This window comes from Micromonospora fulviviridis (assembly GCF_014648395.1).
GTDB lineage: Bacteria > Actinomycetota > Actinomycetes > Mycobacteriales > Micromonosporaceae > Micromonospora > Micromonospora fulviviridis.
Genome location: NZ_BMRA01000015.1, coordinates 1 through 13,641, shown reverse-complemented (window position 1 = coordinate 13,641; position 13,641 = coordinate 1). Strand labels below are relative to the sequence as shown.

Sequence of the window (13,641 nt, the reverse complement as noted above, 5' to 3'; positions counted from 1 at the left end):
CCCGGGCCCAGCAGGGCGATCGCCCGTTAGGGTGGCGATCATGCGGGTCGAGGCGCGAGGTCTGACGTTCGAGGTACGCACCGGCGGCCCCGAGGACGGCGAACCCGTCCTGCTGCTGCACGGTTTCCCGCAGCACGCCGGCGAGTGGGACGAGGTGACCCCCGCGCTGCACGCCGCCGGGCTGCGCACGTACGCCCTCGACCAGCGCGGCTACTCGCCCGGCGCGCGGCCGGCGGACGTCGGGGCGTACCGGATTCCGGAGCTGGTGGCCGACGCGGCCGCTGTGCTCGACGCGCTCGGGGTGACCACCGCCCACCTGGTCGGCCACGACTGGGGCGCGATCGTGGCGTGGGGCCTGGCGGCGGCGCACCCGGAGCGGGTCCGCACCCTGACCGCCGTCTCGGTGCCGCACCCGGCGGCCATGGGACACGCGCTGGCCACCGATCCGCGGCAGAAGGCCCGCTCCTCCTACATCGCCCTGTTCCGCAAGCCGGGCAAGGCGGAGAAGGTGCTGCTGGCGTTCCGCGCGGCCACCCTGCGCCGGATGCTGTCCGGGGTGGGCGACGCAGACCGGGTGGCCCGCTACGCCGACCCGATGCGCGAGCCGGGTGCGCTGACCGCGGCGCTGAACTGGTACCGGGCCATGACCGGGGCGGACATGAAGGCCGTCGGGCCGGTGGGCGTGCCGACCACGTTCGTCTGGAGCGACGGGGACGTGGCGATCGGGCGCACCGCCGCCGAGGCGTGCGCCGCCCACGTCACCGGCGACTACCGCTTCGTGGTGCTGCCCGGCGTCACCCACTGGATCCCGGACGAGGCGCCCGGACCGCTGGCCGAGGCGATCCTGGCCCGCGCCGGCCGATGACCGCGAGCACCGCGCCGGCCCGGCCGCACACCCGCGCGTCGCTCGCCGCCCAGCTCCGCGACCTCGGGGTACGCCCCGGCGGGACCGTGCTCGTGCACGCCTCCCTGCGCCCGTTGGGCTTCCTCTGCGGCGGCCCCGAGGCGGTGCTGCTCGCCCTGCGGGACGTGCTCGGCCCGGCCGGCACGGTGGTGGTGCCCACCCACACCCCGGAGAACAGCGATCCGGCGGGCTGGACCAACCCGCCGGTGCCGGCGGACTGGTGGCCGGTGATCCGCGACGAGCTGCCCGGCTTCGACCCGGCGGTTACGCCGAGCCGGTTCATGGGTGCGCTGGCCGAGCTGGTGCGCACCTGGCCGGGCGCGCTGCGCAGCGACCACCCGCACGTCTCGTTCGCCGCGCTCGGGCCGGCGGCCGCGCGGATCGTCGCCGACCACGAGCGGGCCGACATGCTGGGCGAGGGCTCCCCGCTGGCCCGCCTCTACGACCTCGACGCCGACGTGCTGCTGCTCGGCGTGGACCACGGCAGCAACACCTCCCTGCACCTGGGCGAGTACCGGCAGGCCGCGCCGCCCCGGCAGCGCTGCGGCGCGGCGGTGCTGACCGCCGACGGCGGGCGGGAGTGGGTGTGGTGGGACGACATCCGCCTGGACGACGAGGGTTTCACCCGGCTCGGCGTCGACCTGGAGGCGACCGGTGCGGTGCGGCTCGGGCCGGTCGGCGACGGGACGGGCCGGTTGATGAGGCAGCGGGCGGCGGTCGACTTCGCGGTCGAGTGGCTGGCCCGGCACCGACGGACGGAGGAGACATGAGCGTGAACGCCGAGGCGTACCTGGCGGTGGTGACCGAGACGATCGGCCGGGTCGCGGCCGACCAGCGGGAGAACGTGGCGCGCGCGGCGGACCTGATCGCCGCGTCGCTGCGCGCCGACGGGGTGGTGCACGCGTTCGGCACCGGCCACTCCGAGGCCCTCGCCATGGAGATCGCCGGGCGGGCCGGCGGGCTGGTCCCCACCAACCGGATCGCCCTGCGCGACCTGGTGCTGCACGGCGGCGAGCCGGCCGACGTGCTCGGCCCGAAGCTGGAACGCGAGCCGGCCGTGGCGCACCGCCTCTACGAGCTGGCCCCGGTCCGGCCGCAGGACGTGTTCGTGCTCGCCTCCAACTCAGGGGTGAACGGGGCGATGGTCGAGTTCGCCGCCATCGTCAAGGAGCGCGGGCACGGCCTCGTCGCGATCACCTCGGCGCAGCACTCGGCGCGGATGACCTCGCGCCACCCGTCGGGGCGCAAGCTCGCCGACTTCGCCGACGTGGTGCTCGACAACGGCGCCCCGTACGGCGACGCCACCCTCCCGCTGCCCGGCGGCGGCGCGGTCGGCGCGGTCTCCTCGATCACCGCCGCGCTGCTGGCCCAGCAGATCGTCGCCGAGGTGGTCGTCCGGCTGCTCGCCGCGGGGGAGCGGCCCCCGGTCTACCTGTCCGCCAACATCACCGGCGGCGACGAGCACAACGCCGAGCTGGAGGCCCGGTACGCCGGCCGGATCCGCCGCGGGGCCTGAACCGGTTTCACGCTCGGCCCGATCGGGCACTGGCTGTGCTGCCGGTGGGAGGCCCCCACCGGCAGTACCGTCTTCCCTGGAGGTAGCGGGTGTCCAAGGAAACCGAGAAGCAGCGCTGGCAGCGCAACTTCGCCGACCTGCTCCAGGAGCTGCGGGTGGCGCAGACCGGGGTGCAGATCCTCTTCGCCTTCCTGCTGACCCTGCCGTTCAGCAACGGTTTCACCCGGACGACCGGCTTCCAGAAGGACGTCTACATCGTCGCGTTGCTGTCCGCCGCCGCGGCCACCGCGATGATCATCTCGCCGGTCGCCTTCCACCGGGCGCTGTTCCGCCAGGGCCGCAAGCCGGAGCTGGTCCGCTTCGCGCACCGGATGGCCAGCGGCGGCCTCGGCTTCATGCTGATCTCGATGGTCAGCGCGGTCCTGCTGATCACCGACTTCGTGCTGAGCCGCCCGATCGCCTTCCTGCTCAGCGCGGTCACCGGGGTCTGGTTCCTGGTCTTCTGGGTGATCCTGCCGTTCGCCCGGCGCAGCTGGGGTGACGACGACATCGACGACGAGGACGACGATCCGCGGGCGCTGGCCGGCGACTGACCACGCGGGTCCCGCCAAATCGGACGTGCGCGCGAGGCTACCCCTGGGTAACACCCGGGGGTAGCGTCGTTTTCGTCGCACGTCGACGCAGCCGGACCGAGGTCTCCAGGAGGCAGCCGTGACCACGACACACAACAGCCGACCCGACCCCGCCGGACACGGCGGCCCGACCGGGCGGGTGGCGCCGATCGACGACCCCGAGCCGCCGCCCGCCGCGGCCGACGCGGCGACCACCGACGGCGCGGAGCCGGCGCCCGGCACCGGTGCCGCGGTCGGCGCGGCCGGTGGCGCCGGACCACTGCCCACGGAGGCCGGCCAGGTCTCCGAGAAGGAGGCGCGGCAGGTCGCCGAGGCGGCCCGCGAGGCCGCCTGGGACCGGCCCAGCTTCGGCAAGGAACTCTTCCTCGGCCGCTTCCAGCTCGACCTCATCAACCCCTGGCCCCGCTCCGATCCGGCCGACGTGGCCCGGGCCGAGGAGTTCCTCGGCGCGTTCGGGGCGTACCTGGACTCCGAGGTGGACGGTGCGGCCATCGAGCGGGACGCGCGCATCCCCGACGAGGTGTTCCACGGGCTGGCCCGGCTCGGCGCCTTCGGCATGAAGATCGACCGGAAGTACGGCGGCCTGGGGCTGAGCAACCTGCACTACTGCCGGGCACTGATGCGGGCCGGCTCGGTGAACCCGTCGATCGGCGCGCTGCTCTCCGCGCACCAGTCGATCGGCGTGCCGCAGCCGCTGAAGATGTTCGGCACCCCCGAGCAGAAGCAGCGCTTCCTGCCCCGGCTGGCCGCCGGCGAGGTCTCCGCCTTCCTCCTCACCGAGCCGGACGTCGGCTCCGACCCGGCCCGCCTGGCCACCACCGCCGAGCCGACCGAGGACGGCACCGGCTACCGGCTCAACGGGGTGAAGCTCTGGGCCACCAACGGCACGGTCGCCACCCTGCTCGTGGTGATGGCCCGGGTGCCGGCGGCGGAGGGGCGGCGCGGCGGCATCACCGCCTTCGTGGTGGAGGGCGACAGCGAGGGCATCACCGTCGAGCGGCGCAACGAATTCATCGGCCTGCGCGGCCTGGAGAACAGCCTCACCCGGTTCCACGACGTCTTCGTGCCGAAGGAGAACGTGATCGGCGGCGAGGGCAAGGGCCTGAAGATCGCGCTGACCACGTTGAACACGGGTCGGCTCTCGCTGCCGGCCATGTGCGTGGGGGCCGGCAAGTGGGCCTTGAACGTGGCCCGCGAGTGGGCCGCTGATCGGGTCCAGTGGGGCCGGCCGGTCGGCGAGCACGAGGCGGTCGCCAAGAAGCTGGCGTTCATCGCCGCCACCACGTACGGCATGGAGTCCATGCTCGACCTCTGCTGCCTGCTCGCCGACGACGACCGCAACGACATCCGCATCGAGGCCGCGCTGGTGAAGCTCTACGCCAGCGAGATGGCCTGGAAGATCGCCGACGAGCTGATCCAGATCCGGGGCGGGCGCGGCTACGAGACGGCCGACTCCCTGGCCGCCCGGGGCGAGCGCCCGGCCGCGGTCGAGCAGCTCCTGCGCGACCTGCGGATCAACCGGATCTTCGAGGGCTCCACCGAGATCATGCACCTGCTGATCGCCCGCGAGGCGGTCGACGCGCACCTCTCGGTGGCCGGCGACATCATCGACCCGGACGCCGGGCTGGGCCGCAAGGCGAAGGCCGGCGCGCGGGCCGGCGTCTTCTACGCGAAGTGGCTGCCCACACTCGCCGTCGGCAAGGGGCAGGCGCCCGGGGCGTACCACGAGTTCGGCCCGCTCGCCGGCCACCTGCGGCACGTCGAGCGGACCTCCCGCAAGCTGGCCCGGTCCACCTTCTACGCGATGTCCCGCTGGCAGGGGAGGATGGAGCGCAAGCAGGCGTTCCTCGGCCGGGTGGTGGACATCGGCGCGGAGCTGTTCGCGATGTCGGCGGTCTGCGTCCGGGCGGTCGCCGAGCGCGCCGAGCACCCGGAGAACGTCGAGCTGGCCGACCTGTTCTGCCGGCAGGCCCGGCTGCGCGTCGACGAACTGTTCACCGGGCTGTGGTCCAACACCGACGCGGTGGACGTGGCGGCCGCGAAGCGGATCATCGCGGGCCGCTACGCCTCGATCGAGGAGGGCGTGGTCACCCCGCCCGCCGACCAGCCCTGGGTGGCCCGCTGGCAGCCGGGCCCGTCCACGGCGCAGGACGTCCGCCGCCGCATCCCGCCCGTGGAGTGACCATGCCGGGGTCCCGCCGCACGCGGCGGGGCCCCGCCGGTCAGCGGGCGACCGCCCAGGCGATCACCCCGGCCAGGATGAGCCCGTTCAGCCCGGCCAGCACCAGGTACGCGGCCGGCGGGATCCGGCGGCCCTTGCGGACGAAGCTCACCAGCACACCCGCGTAGATCAGCAGCAGGACCGCGACGACGATCAGGAAGTACAGCACCGGCACACCTTACCGGCCGGTGCGCAGCCCGAGTCCGCGCAGCTCCAGCGCGGCGAGCGCGTCGACCGTCGCGTCGTCGCCGCGGCGCCACGCCTCGGCCACGTCCGGCGCGATCCGGTTCAACTTCGCCAGCGGCTGCCCGGCGAGCGCGCGCAGGGCCAGCAGGTCCCGCCCGGCCGGGGCGGCGGCCAGGGCCTTCGCCGCGCCGGCCCGGCGCATCCAGCGCACCCGCAGCGGCAGCCAGCCGAACAGCACCAGCCCGAGCGGGAAGACCAGGACCGCCACGGCCAGCGCCAGGGCCAGCTGGCCGACCAGTTCCTGCTGGTCGCGGCCGGCCTCGGCGACCGCGCGGGCGGCCTCGGCGGCCTTGTTGAAGGGGCCGGTCAGCTCGTCGCCGACCAGCGGCACCCGGCCGACCTTCCCGCCGGCGTCGGCCAGGTTGTCGGCGAGCCCGCCGCCGGCCCCCTCCAGCTTCTGGCCGGGTACGGCGAGCTTCTCGACGAGGTCGTGCAGCCAGAGCGCGAAGCGGATCGCCGCGTACACCCAGACGACCACGAGCAGATCGGTGAGGAGCTGACGGAGGGCGGTCGGAAAACGGTCGGCGTAGATCTTCACGCCGGACAGCGTGCCACGGCCGGGCCGCGCGGGCACGGGGGAGTTTTCTCAGCCGGCGCAGGCCGGGCAGGTCCCGAAGATCTCCAGGGTGTGGCTGACCTCGGCGTACCCGTGCTCGGCGGCGACCCGCTCGGCCCAGCTCTCCACCGCGGGGCCGGCCACCTCCACGGTCCGGCCGCAGGCCCGGCAGACCAGGTGGTGGTGATGGCCCTCGCTGCACCGCCGGTAGAGGTGCTCGCCGCCGGGCGGGCGCATCACGTCGATCTCGCCGGCGTCGGCGAGCCCCTGGAGGGTCCGGTAGACGGTGGTCAGCCCGACCCGCTGGCCGCGCTGGCGCAGCATGGCGTGCAGGTCCTGGGCGCTGTGGAAGCCTTCGACCTCGGCCAGCAGGGCGCTCACGGCGGTCCGTTGCCGGGTGTTGCGCAGTGCCCCCTCGGTCACGACGGCCCCTCCCCGGCGTGGCTGACGGCGTCCGCCACGATGTGCGCGACGTGCTCGTCCACCAGGGCGTACGCGATCTCCCGGCCGCGCCGCGAGCCGCGCACCACGCCCGCGCCGCGCAGCACCCGCAGGTGCTGGGAGACCAGCGGCTGCGGGGCGCCGAGCTTCTCCACCAGTTCGTGCACGCAGCGCTCGCCCTGGGCCAGTTCGCTGACGATCGCCAGCCGGATCGGCGCCGACAGCGCGCGCAGCAGGTCACCCGCGCCCTCGAAGGCGTCGTAACCGTTCGTGACCGTCATCCCGTAACGGTAACCAATGCCAGCAGCGCCGGCCGGGACGGCCTCACCCGAGGACCACCTCGTGCTCCGGCGGCTCGGCCACCGGAACGGCGGCCAGGCGGGTCCGCCGGCGCAGCGCCCGCCGGCCCGCCGCCAGCAGGGCCACCACCAGGAACGAGCCGATCGCCAGCAGCACCACCGAGGCGCCGGGCGCGGTGTCGGCGGTGGCCGCCACCCAGACCCCGGCGCCGGCCGCGAAGAGCCCCAGCGCCATGGCCGCCACCATGGTGCTCCGGAACCCCCGGGTCACCTGCTGCGCGGTGGCCACCGGCACCACCATGAGGGCGCTGATCAGCAGCACCCCGACCGCCCGCATGGCGATGGTCACGGTCACCGCGGTGCCCACCGCGAGGAGCAGGTTCAACGCCCGCACCGGCAGGCCGGAGACCCGGGCGTACTCCTCGTCGTGGCAGACCGCGAAGAGCGCCGGGCGCAGCGCCAGCATGGTCACCAGGATCGCCACGCCGAGCACGCCGATGGTGATCAGATCGGCCGGCGACGTCGTGGTCAGCGACCCGAAGAGGTACGCGTTGAGCGACCCGCTGCTGGCGTCGGAGAGCCCGACCAGCATCACGCCGCCGGCGATGCCGCCGTAGAAGAGCAGCGCCAGGGCCAGGTCACCGGAGGTACGCCCGCGCGAGCGGACCAACTCGATGACGATTGCACCCAGCGTGGCCGCGACGACCGCGACGAGCACGGGGGAGCGGTTGAGCAGCAGCCCGGCGCCGACGCCGGTGAGCGCCACGTGGCCGATGCCGTCACCGATCAGCGCCAGCCGGCGCTGCACCAGGTAGATGCCGAGCGCCGGGGCGGCCAGCCCGATGACCAGCGCGCCGACCAGGGCGCGCAGCATGAAGTCGTAGTGGAAGAAGAGGTCCATCACATGCTCCACAGCCCGGCGGGCTCCTCGTCGCAGTGCGGGTGCACGTGGTCGTGGCCCGGCTCGGCGTGGTGCCCGGCCGGCTCCGGCACCGCGCCGTCGTGGCAGATGCCGCCCTGATGGACGACGACCGCCCGGCTGATCAGCGGGCGCAGCGGCCCCAGCTCGTGGGCGACCAGCAGCACCGTGCCGCCGCCGTCGCGGAAGTCCCGCAGCGCGCCGGCGAACGCCTCCTGGCTGGCCGCGTCCACCCCGGCGGTCGGCTCGTCGAGCACCAGCAGCTCCGGCCGGCCGGCCAGCGCCCGGGCGATCAGGGTGCGCTGCTGCTGGCCGCCGGAGAGGGTGGCGACCGGGTCGCCGGCCCGATCGGCGAGCCCGACCGCGCGCAGCGCCGCGGCCACCGCCTCCCGGTCGGCCCGGCGCGGCGGGCGCAGCACGCCCCGGCGGGCCAGCCGTCCGGAGGCCACCACCTCGCCCACCGTGGCGGGTACGCCGCTGCCCGCGCCGAGCCGCTGCGGGACGTACCCGATGCGGTGCCACTGGCGGAAGCGGCGCTGCGGCGTGCCGAAGAGGGTGACCGACCCGGCGCCCAGCGGCACCAGGCCGAGCACGGCGCGGATCAGCGTGGACTTGCCGGAGCCGTTGGCGCCGAGCACGGCGACCACCTCGCCGGCGGTGACGGTCAGGGAGACGTCCCGCAGCACCGCCCGGCCGTCGTAGCCGACGGCGGCGTGCGCGACCTGGATCACGGGTTCGGTCATGAGCAGTCCAAGGCGGTCCGCAGGGTCTGGAGGTTGGCGCGCATCGCCGAAAGGTAGTCACCGTCGGCCGGCGGGCCCTCGATCGGGTCGAGCACGGCGGTCTTCGCCCCGACCTCCCGGGCCACGGTCTCGGCGACCTTCGGGCTGACCAGCGTCTCGAAGAAGATGGTGGTGGCACCGTGCTCCCGGGCCTCCTTCGCCACCTCGGCGAGGCGCTGCGGGGAGGGCTCGGCGTCCGGGCTGAGGCCCGTGATGCCGACCTGTTCGAGCCGGTAGTGCGCGGCCAGGTAGCCGAAGGCGGTGTGGCTGGTCACGATCTCCCGGCGCTGGCAGGTGGCCAGGCCCCGGGTGTATTCGGCGTCGAGCCCGGTCAGCTCGGTGCGCAGCGCCGCCGCCCGGGCGGTGAAGTCGGCGGCCCGGCCCGGGTCGACCTTGCCGAGCCGCTCGGCGAGCCGGTCGCCGACGGTGGCCAGCCGGGTCGGGTCCAGCCAGAGGTGCGGGTCCTTGCCGCCGCTCTCCTCCTCGTGGCCGGCCTCGCCCTCGTGCTCGTGGCCGCCGGCGGCGGCGTCGAGCAGCGGCTGTACGCCGGCGACGTCGAACGCCCGGTCGCCGCCGTTCTGCTCGACCGCCTCGTCGACGGCCGGCTGGAACCCGGTGAGGTAGACGATCAGCTCGGCGTCGGCCACCTGGCCCACCTGCCGGGGGTTGAGTTCCAGGTCGTGCGGCTCGGCGCCCGGCTTGGCCAGGTTGGTGACCCGGACGGCGTCACCACCGATCTTCTCGGCGAGGAACTGGAGCGGGTAGAAGGCCGCCACCACGTCAACGCGGTCCGGGTCGCTCCCACCACCACCGCCGTCCGAGCAGGCGGCGAGGCCGCCCAGGCCGAGCAGGGCGGCGGTGGCGGCGGCGAGGACGCGGGGGGCTGAGCGGACGGTCATGTGACTACTGTCCGCGATAACGAAATTGATTGTCAAAAACGCATGATTGCATGTCTGCGCAGGTCAACTGTCAGAGCAGCTTCGCCAGCGCGATCGTGATCAGCAGGGTCAGCATGAGCAGCCGGAGCACCCGGGTCGCGGGCGCCTGCACCGGCCAGGTGACGGTCATCAACCACACCAGCCCCGCGGCCAGCGCCAGCAGCAGCACGCCACCCGCCGCACCGGGAGCGAAGAGCCCGACCAGCACCAGGACCAGCGCGGCCAGGAAGACCGTCGTCGGATTGAGCCGGGCCAACCGGGACAGCACGGGACTCTGCGTACGCTGCATGCCACAGACTCTACGAGGAGGAACCCGGTGCTGGTCACCAACCGGTTCGTGGTGGACGCCGACGTGGCGGAGGAGTTCACCCGGGAGGCGCACGCCGCCCTCGCCGCGCTCGCCGCCCGCCCGGGCTACCTGCGCGGCGATCTGCTCCGCGCCCTGGACGACCCCGACCACTGGTGCCTGCTCACCGAGTGGGAGTCGGTCGGGGCGTACCGCCGGGCGCTGGGCGGCTTCGACGTCAAGGTCAGCGCGGTGCCGCTGCTCGCCCGCTCGGTGGACGAGCCCTCGGCGTACGAGACACTGGCCAGTGCCGCGCCGGACGGCGAGATCGTCGTGGTGGCCAGTGATCGGGCCGCAGGTCCTTACCGCTGAGGCGGGGGGCACTACCCTGGCGCGTATGACCGCTCCCGGGCCGGCCGCCCCACCACCTCCGCCCGTGCCGCCGGGCGTGCCGCCAGTGCCGCCGGGCGAGCCGGGCGTTCCCGCGCCGCCGCAGGGCCCCGGGGTCGCCCCGCCGTTCGCCGCCCCGCCCACCGAGGGCGGCCGGGCCCGGCTCTGGCTCGGCCTCGGCGTCGGCGCGCTCGCCGTGCTGCTCTGCTGCGGCGGGGGCGGCGCGGCCGTGGTCGGGCTGGCGGTGAGCAACGTGCAGGCCGTCGAGGAGCAGGGCCGCGCGGTCACCGACGACTACTACCAGGCGCTCGTCGCGAAGGACTGGTCCAAGGCGTACGACCAGCTCTGCGACGACGCCCGGCGACGCGAGTCCCGGCGCGAGTTCGAGCAGCGGGTGGCCACCGAGCCGCAGGTCTCCGGCTACCGGGTGGGCGAGGTCGACACCACGACGCTGACCGTGCCGGTGGACGTGACCCTGGCCGGCGGCAAGCGGGAGGCGCAGACCGTGACGCTGGCGCCGGACCAGCAGACCGGCGGCATGGAGGTGTGCGGGGTGAGCTGACCGGGCCCCGGTATTCTACTGGGCTCGGGAGCACGGTGGTCGTACCGTTGTCCCGAGCCATCCGGTTTTACTCACATCACCCCCGCCGACCGCCAGCCGGCGTAGGAGGAAACATGCCAGCCGACCGTATCGACGCCGTCGTCAGCCTCGCCAAGCGCCGGGGCTTCGTCTTCCCCTCCAGCGAGATCTACGGGGGCACCCGGTCGGCGTGGGACTACGGTCCGCTCGGCGTGGAGCTCAAGGAGAACGTCCGCCGGCAGTGGTGGAAGACCATGGTCCAGCAGCGCGACGACGTCGTCGGCCTGGACTCCGCGGTCATCCTGGCCCGCAAGGTGTGGGAGGCCAGCGGCCACATCGCCGAGTTCGTCGACCCGCTCACCGAGTGCCAGTCCTGCCACAAGCGGTTCCGCGCCGACCACCTGGAAGAGGCGTACGAGGCCAAGCACGGCAAGCCGCTGACCTCGCTGACCGAGCTGAACTGCCCGAACTGCGGCAACAAGGGCACCTTCACCGAGCCGAAGATGTTCAACGGCCTCATGAAGACCTACCTGGGCCCGGTGGAGAGCGACGAGGGCCTGCACTACCTGCGCCCGGAGACCGCCCAGGGCATCTTCGTCAACTACAAGAACGTGGAGACGGTCGCCCGCAAGAAGCCGCCGTTCGGCATCGCGCAGACCGGCAAGTCGTTCCGCAACGAGATCACCCCGGGCAACTTCATCTTCCGCACCCGCGAGTTCGAGCAGATGGAGATGGAGTTCTTCGTCGAGCCGGGCACCGACGAGAAGTGGCACGAGTACTGGCTCCAGGAGCGCTGGAACTGGTACCTCGACCTGGGCCTCACCGAGGACAACCTGCGCTTCTACGAGCACCCCAAGGAGAAGCTCTCCCACTACTCGAAGCGCACCGTCGACATCGAGTACCGGTTCCAGTTCGGCGGCACCGAGTTCGCCGAGCTGGAGGGCATCGCCAACCGGACCGACTTCGACCTGTCCACGCACAGCAAGCACTCCGGCGTCGACCTGTCGTACTTCGACCAGACCAAGGGCGAGCGCTGGATGCCGTACGTGATCGAGCCGGCCGCCGGCCTCACCCGCGCGGTGCTGGCCTTCCTGCTCGAGGCGTACGACGAGGACGAGGCCCCGAACACCAAGGGCGGCGTGGACAAGCGCACCGTCATGCGCTTCGACCCGCGGCTGGCCCCGGTCAAGGTGGCGGTGCTGCCGCTGTCCCGCAACGAGGCGCTCTCGCCGAAGGCCAAGCAGCTCGCCGCCGACCTGCGCAAGCGCTGGGTGGTCGAGTTCGACGACTCGCAGGCCATCGGCCGCCGCTACCGGCGGCAGGACGAGATCGGCACCCCGTTCTGCGTCACCGTCGACTTCGACACCCTCGACGACAACGCGGTGACCGTGCGGAACCGGGACACCATGACCCAGGAGCGCATCTCCCTGGACCAGGTCGAGCGCTACCTGATCGAGCGCCTGCCCGGCTGCTGACGCTGGTCACGGGGCCCCGACCGGTCGGTCGGGGCCCCGTACACTTGTGCGGTGACCGCCCCGACCCTGCCCGCGCTGCGCCCGCTCACCCTCGGCCCCCACCAGGTGTGGCCGCCCGTGGTGCTCGCGCCGATGGCCGGGATCACCAACGTCGGCTTCCGCCGGCTCTGCCGGGAGCAGGGCGGCGGCATCTACGTCTGCGAGATGATCACCACCCGGGCGCTCGTCGAGCGGAACCCGAAGACGCTCCGCATGATCGCCTTCGGCGCCGACGAGCACCCGCGCAGCCTCCAGCTCTACGGCACCGACCCGGAGATCACCGCCGCCGCCGTGCGGATCGTGGTCGAGAGGAACCTCGCCGACCACATCGACCTGAACTTCGGCTGCCCGGTCCCCAAGGTCACCCGGCGCGGCGGCGGGTCGGCCCTGCCGTGGCGGCGCCGGCTCTTCGCCCGGCTGGTCCGGGCCGCCGTGGACGCCGCGTCCCCCGCCGGGGTGCCGGTCACCGTGAAGATGCGCAAGGGCATCGACGACGACCACCTGACGTACGTCGAGGCCGGCCTCGCCGCCCAGGACGCCGGCGTGGCCGCGGTCGCCCTGCACGGGCGTACGGCCGCGCAGCGCTACTCGGGCACCGCCGACTGGGACGCCATCGCCACCCTCAAGCAGGCGCTCGACGTGCCGGTGCTCGGCAACGGCGACATCTGGGAGGCCGACGACGCGCTGCGGATGGTCGCCCACACCGGCGTCGACGGCGTGGTGATCGGGCGGGGCTGCCTGGGCCGGCCGTGGCTCTTCGCCGACCTGGAGGCCGCGTTCAACGGCCGCACCGAGCGGCGGCTGCCGAACCTCGGCGAGGTGGCGGCGACCATGCGGCGGCACGCCGAGCTGCTGGTCGACCAGTTCGTGGCCGGCGCCCGCAACCCGGTCCGGGGCGAGCGCGACGGCTGCACCGACTTCCGCAAGCACGTCGCCTGGTACCTCAAGGGCTTCCCGATCGGCAGCGAGCTGCGCCGCTCGCTCGCGATGATCGACAGCCTGGCCCAGCTCGACGACCTGCTCGGCAAGCTCGACCCGACCGTGCCGTTCCCGGTGGAGACCCTCGGCCAGCCGCGCGGCCGGACCAACTCCCCGGGCAAGGTCTTCCTGCCCGACGGCTGGCTGGCCAGCCGCGACGACGACACCCCGCCGGACGGCGCCGAGCTGGACGACTCCGGCGGCTGACGCGCGAAAAGGGCCCGACCCCATGAGGGGTCGGGCCCTTTCGCGTGTTGCTCGGATCGTCAGGAGGCGCTGTAGCCGCGGGTGGCGATCCAGTCGGCGAGGTTGTCCACGCTCATCCGGTAGGAGGCCATGTTCGGGTCGGCGGAGTCGGCGATGGTGACGGTCTTCCCGTTGTCGCGGTAGCCGACGACGCTGATGTAGTGGCCGCCTTCGAAGGAGTGGGTGTTGCCGT

Annotated in this window: 18 protein-coding genes; 9 read left to right on the top strand and 9 right to left on the bottom strand. The window is 73.7% G+C overall.

Annotated elements, in window-relative coordinates:
- The first annotated feature begins 40 nt into the window (after positions 1 to 40).
- From IEY96_RS29300 to IEY96_RS29280, 5 genes are all read left to right on the top strand, one after another.
- Complete coding sequence (locus IEY96_RS29300; RefSeq protein ID WP_189198043.1) at positions 41 to 865, top strand: alpha/beta fold hydrolase; 825 nt, start codon at positions 41 to 43, stop codon at positions 863 to 865.
- Positions 862 to 1,674, top strand: a complete 813-nt coding sequence (locus IEY96_RS29295) for an AAC(3) family N-acetyltransferase (RefSeq protein WP_189198042.1) — start codon at positions 862 to 864, stop codon at positions 1,672 to 1,674. Before IEY96_RS29300 ends, IEY96_RS29295 begins: the two co-directional genes overlap by 4 nt.
- Positions 1,671 to 2,420, top strand: a complete 750-nt coding sequence (locus tag IEY96_RS29290) for a sugar isomerase domain-containing protein (RefSeq protein WP_189198041.1) — start codon at positions 1,671 to 1,673, stop codon at positions 2,418 to 2,420. Before IEY96_RS29295 ends, IEY96_RS29290 begins: the two co-directional genes overlap by 4 nt.
- Before the next feature lie 89 nt (positions 2,421 to 2,509).
- The gene (locus tag IEY96_RS29285) at positions 2,510 to 3,013 is read left to right on the top strand and encodes a DUF6328 family protein (RefSeq protein ID WP_189198040.1); all 504 of its coding nucleotides are present in this window, start codon (positions 2,510 to 2,512) and stop codon (positions 3,011 to 3,013) included.
- Between the two features lie 187 nt (positions 3,014 to 3,200).
- Positions 3,201 to 5,234 (top strand): acyl-CoA dehydrogenase family protein, encoded by a 2,034-nt coding sequence (locus IEY96_RS29280; RefSeq protein WP_189198115.1) that lies wholly within the window; start codon positions 3,201 to 3,203, stop codon positions 5,232 to 5,234.
- A 40-nt stretch (positions 5,235 to 5,274) separates the two neighbouring features.
- Here IEY96_RS29280 and IEY96_RS29275 read toward each other — a convergent pair whose 3' ends face one another.
- From IEY96_RS29275 to IEY96_RS29240, 8 genes are all read right to left on the bottom strand, one after another.
- Positions 5,275 to 5,442, bottom strand: coding sequence for a hypothetical protein (locus tag IEY96_RS29275; RefSeq protein WP_167537054.1), 168 nt, complete (start codon positions 5,440 to 5,442; stop codon positions 5,275 to 5,277).
- A gap of 9 nt (positions 5,443 to 5,451) precedes the next feature.
- The gene (locus tag IEY96_RS29270; protein WP_189198039.1) at positions 5,452 to 6,057 is read right to left on the bottom strand and encodes a hypothetical protein; all 606 of its coding nucleotides are present in this window, start codon (positions 6,055 to 6,057) and stop codon (positions 5,452 to 5,454) included.
- A 48-nt stretch (positions 6,058 to 6,105) separates the two neighbouring features.
- The gene (locus tag IEY96_RS29265; RefSeq protein WP_189198038.1) at positions 6,106 to 6,498 is read right to left on the bottom strand and encodes a Fur family transcriptional regulator; all 393 of its coding nucleotides are present in this window, start codon (positions 6,496 to 6,498) and stop codon (positions 6,106 to 6,108) included.
- Positions 6,495 to 6,797, bottom strand: a complete 303-nt coding sequence (locus IEY96_RS29260) for an ArsR/SmtB family transcription factor (protein WP_091319318.1) — start codon at positions 6,795 to 6,797, stop codon at positions 6,495 to 6,497. The genes IEY96_RS29265 and IEY96_RS29260 overlap by 4 nt, the downstream gene beginning before the upstream one ends.
- A 43-nt stretch (positions 6,798 to 6,840) precedes the next feature.
- The gene (locus tag IEY96_RS29255; protein ID WP_189198037.1) at positions 6,841 to 7,716 is read right to left on the bottom strand and encodes a metal ABC transporter permease; all 876 of its coding nucleotides are present in this window, start codon (positions 7,714 to 7,716) and stop codon (positions 6,841 to 6,843) included.
- Complete coding sequence (locus tag IEY96_RS29250) at positions 7,716 to 8,477, bottom strand: metal ABC transporter ATP-binding protein (protein WP_189198036.1); 762 nt, start codon at positions 8,475 to 8,477, stop codon at positions 7,716 to 7,718. The genes IEY96_RS29255 and IEY96_RS29250 overlap by 1 nt, the downstream gene beginning before the upstream one ends.
- Entirely contained in the window at positions 8,474 to 9,415 is a 942-nt protein-coding gene (locus IEY96_RS29245; protein WP_189198035.1) for a metal ABC transporter substrate-binding protein, read from the bottom strand. The genes IEY96_RS29250 and IEY96_RS29245 overlap by 4 nt, the downstream gene beginning before the upstream one ends.
- 70 nt (positions 9,416 to 9,485) lie before the next feature.
- Positions 9,486 to 9,743: a DUF6703 family protein gene (locus IEY96_RS29240; RefSeq protein ID WP_189198034.1), complete on the bottom strand. Its 258-nt coding sequence runs from the start codon at positions 9,741 to 9,743 to the stop codon at positions 9,486 to 9,488.
- Positions 9,744 to 9,770: 27 nt separating this feature from the next.
- Here IEY96_RS29240 and IEY96_RS29235 point away from each other — a divergent pair, with 27 nt between their 5' ends.
- The 4 genes from IEY96_RS29235 (at position 9,771) to dusB (ending at position 13,409) form a co-directional block, all read left to right on the top strand.
- A complete protein-coding gene (locus IEY96_RS29235) occupies positions 9,771 to 10,112 on the top strand; it encodes an antibiotic biosynthesis monooxygenase family protein (protein ID WP_189198033.1) in 342 nt (113 codons plus the stop codon).
- 25 nt (positions 10,113 to 10,137) lie between these two features.
- Positions 10,138 to 10,692 carry an Rv0361 family membrane protein gene (locus IEY96_RS29230; RefSeq protein ID WP_229791962.1) on the top strand — a complete coding sequence of 185 codons (555 nt, stop codon included), beginning with the start codon at positions 10,138 to 10,140 and terminating at the stop codon, positions 10,690 to 10,692.
- Between the two features lie 113 nt (positions 10,693 to 10,805).
- The gene (locus tag IEY96_RS29225; RefSeq protein ID WP_189198032.1) at positions 10,806 to 12,185 is read left to right on the top strand and encodes a glycine--tRNA ligase; all 1,380 of its coding nucleotides are present in this window, start codon (positions 10,806 to 10,808) and stop codon (positions 12,183 to 12,185) included.
- Positions 12,186 to 12,236: 51 nt separating this feature from the next.
- Entirely contained in the window at positions 12,237 to 13,409 is a 1,173-nt protein-coding gene (gene dusB / locus IEY96_RS29220; RefSeq protein WP_189198031.1) for a tRNA dihydrouridine synthase DusB, read from the top strand.
- A 59-nt stretch (positions 13,410 to 13,468) separates the two neighbouring features.
- Here dusB and IEY96_RS29215 read toward each other — a convergent pair.
- Positions 13,469 to 13,641: C39 family peptidase (locus tag IEY96_RS29215; RefSeq protein ID WP_229791971.1), on the bottom strand; the 173-nt coding region annotated here is incomplete at its 5' end.

Bases quoted from the DNA above. Each gene is read 5' to 3' on its own strand.
- IEY96_RS29245 (WP_189198035.1), bottom strand. From the start codon at position 9,415: ATGACCGTCCGCTCAGCCCCCCGCGTCCTCGCCGCCGCCACCGCCGCC.
- IEY96_RS29240 (WP_189198034.1), bottom strand. From the start codon at position 9,743: ATGCAGCGTACGCAGAGTCCCGTGCTGTCCCGGTTGGCCCGGCTCAAT.
- IEY96_RS29290 (WP_189198041.1), top strand. From the start codon at position 1,671: ATGAGCGTGAACGCCGAGGCGTACCTGGCGGTGGTGACCGAGACGATC.
- IEY96_RS29230 (WP_229791962.1), top strand. From the start codon at position 10,138: ATGACCGCTCCCGGGCCGGCCGCCCCACCACCTCCGCCCGTGCCGCCG.
- IEY96_RS29250 (WP_189198036.1), bottom strand. From the start codon at position 8,477: ATGACCGAACCCGTGATCCAGGTCGCGCACGCCGCCGTCGGCTACGAC.
- IEY96_RS29255 (WP_189198037.1), bottom strand. From the start codon at position 7,716: ATGGACCTCTTCTTCCACTACGACTTCATGCTGCGCGCCCTGGTCGGC.
- IEY96_RS29295 (WP_189198042.1), top strand. From the start codon at position 862: ATGACCGCGAGCACCGCGCCGGCCCGGCCGCACACCCGCGCGTCGCTC.
- IEY96_RS29300 (WP_189198043.1), top strand. From the start codon at position 41: ATGCGGGTCGAGGCGCGAGGTCTGACGTTCGAGGTACGCACCGGCGGC.
- IEY96_RS29260 (WP_091319318.1), bottom strand. From the start codon at position 6,797: ATGACGGTCACGAACGGTTACGACGCCTTCGAGGGCGCGGGTGACCTG.
- IEY96_RS29225 (WP_189198032.1), top strand. From the start codon at position 10,806: ATGCCAGCCGACCGTATCGACGCCGTCGTCAGCCTCGCCAAGCGCCGG.